This window comes from Oleiphilus sp. HI0043 (assembly GCF_001634935.1).
Map to the genome: position 1 here is coordinate 1 of NZ_LWEY01000831.1, position 2,038 is coordinate 2,038.

The window sequence follows — 2,038 nt, forward strand, 5'->3', positions numbered from 1 at the left end:
TGATCAGTCGTTGCGATTACTCGATCACCGTTTGCNATCACGGCGTTTTTCAAGGTAGTTGTCGCCTGAGCATTTAAGCTGCTTGTTTTTCCTTCTCCGGGTTCAACTTAACGTCACCCACTTTCTCCCAGTTCCGCGTAGCTTTTGACCACCTTATTTGGTTCTTTCTTTTCATCTTGCGATAAAGCTCATCCCTCTTCGATAATATTTCTTCATCCAGACCTAAGTGCCTTTGCTCTGGGGTAACAAAGTTAATTCGACTATGCCGGTGCTCTGTGTTGTACCAAGTGACAAACTCTTTCACCCAAGTTCTTGCTTCATCGATTGATTTAAATCCCTCAGATGGCCATCGACGACAGTACTTCAGGGTTCGAAATAGTGATTCTGAAAACGGATTATCATTACTTACACCAGGCCGACTTCGAGAGCTGGCGACACCCAAATCCTGCATTTTTGCTTGCATTGTTAAGCTCTTCATTGGGCTACCATTATCCGAGTGCAACACCAGGGATTTTCTGACGCACTTTTCTGACCAAACACTGCGCTCAAGCAATGCTGCTGCATGTTCTCCTTGCTCGGACTCATGCACTTCCCAGCCAACAATTTTGCGACTGAAGATATCTTCTATCATATACAGGTAATAATACCGCCCTATCACAGTTGCAGGGCAGTACGTAATATCCCAACTCCAGACTTCATTTGGCCCAGTGGCCGTATATCCCTTCGGTTTCTTCGTACCATTTTTGGGCTTGTCTCGCCCCCTGTGAGCCAGTTGATTATGTGCTTTGAGCACACGATAAAAGCTGGACTCAGAAGCAATATATTGCCCTTTATCCGCTAGCCTTGGTACGATTTGGCTGGGTGGAAGGTCCGCATATTCGGGCTCGTTACAGATATTGATAATGCTCTGTCGCTCGGTTTCTGACAACTTATTCTTTGGCTCAGGTCTAATAGCTGACTGTCTTTTGTCCTGTGTAACGCCACCATCTTCAATCCAGCGTTGTAAGGTCCGAAGCGATAAGCCTATTAGCTCACAGGCTTTCACTCTTCTGGCTCCAGCACTAACGGCTTCATCAATCAGCTCCACATAATATTGCCTATCTGGAAGCATGGTTAGCTGTCCTCGTCTTCCCCCCAGTAGGCATTGAGCTTTTTTCTGAGCACCAATAATGCAGCAGTTTCAGCAAGTGCTGCATCTTTGCGTTTTAGCTCCTTCTCTAACTGCTTAATACGCTTCTTATCTGCTTTGCGCTCTGCAGCTTCCTGTTTCTTACGCTGAGCCTCAGTCATATTGTTGTTAATACAAGATTGTTTCCATTGCTTCACCTGATCAGGGTACAGCCCTTTTTCTCGGCAATACTCACTTAGCTCTATCTCCGACATCATGGCGGTTTCCAGAACAATTGAAAACTTTGCTTCTGGAGACCAGTTATCTGGACTACTACTTTTTGTCACACTTGAACCTGGTAATTGAAATTTATCTCGCCAGGAATACAAGGTGGATAGGTTTATGTTTTCCTGGGCTGAAAACGTTCTTAATGATAACCCACTTTCAAGCCACTTCTTAACAATGGCTTCTTTAAACTCTTTTGAATAATGCTTCACTCATATTCTCTTACCGCCTCCTATTCAATTATTAAAAATTAACAGAGGCGACAACTATCCTGACACAGGGGGGTATCCCTCTTNATACTGTTTATGCATACAGCATATAGAAGAAGCTTCACTTAGCGAATATTGGCCGTAATTTTGTAAAAACAGTCCAACTGTTATGTCCGCTTATCTCACTTTCCAGAAGTAACCGATCAGATCAATATTGGCCAAAAAATCTTTGTTTATCGATCAGTCATGAAGGTCCGTTTTGCGGACGTCATTGGCATCTGTTTAAAAAATACGGTAAATACTAAAGTTTGACGATATAGAGAAAATTTATAGACTGGAGCGGTGGATGCCGGTAATAAGTAGGTTTTATGGAATATTGATCGCAATGTATTTTAACGATCATAACCCTCCGCATTTTCATGCAAAGTACTCAGGG

Annotated in this window: 2 protein-coding genes; one reads left to right on the forward strand and one right to left on the reverse strand. The window is 43.3% G+C overall.

The window, feature by feature from the left end; translation table 11 throughout:
* Positions 1-73 precede the first annotated feature (73 nt).
* Positions 74-1,605 (reverse strand): IS3 family transposase gene (locus A3729_RS30725; RefSeq protein WP_369808172.1). Its coding sequence is split into 2 segments (ribosomal slippage): positions 74-1,161 and positions 1,161-1,605, totalling 1,533 coding nucleotides; the frame shifts between segments, so codons are not numbered across the junction.
* Between the two features lie 343 nt (positions 1,606-1,948).
* Here A3729_RS30725 and A3729_RS34540 point away from each other — a divergent pair.
* On the forward strand, positions 1,949-2,038 hold a 90-nt coding region (locus A3729_RS34540; RefSeq protein ID WP_156497843.1), incomplete at its 3' end, for a DUF4160 domain-containing protein.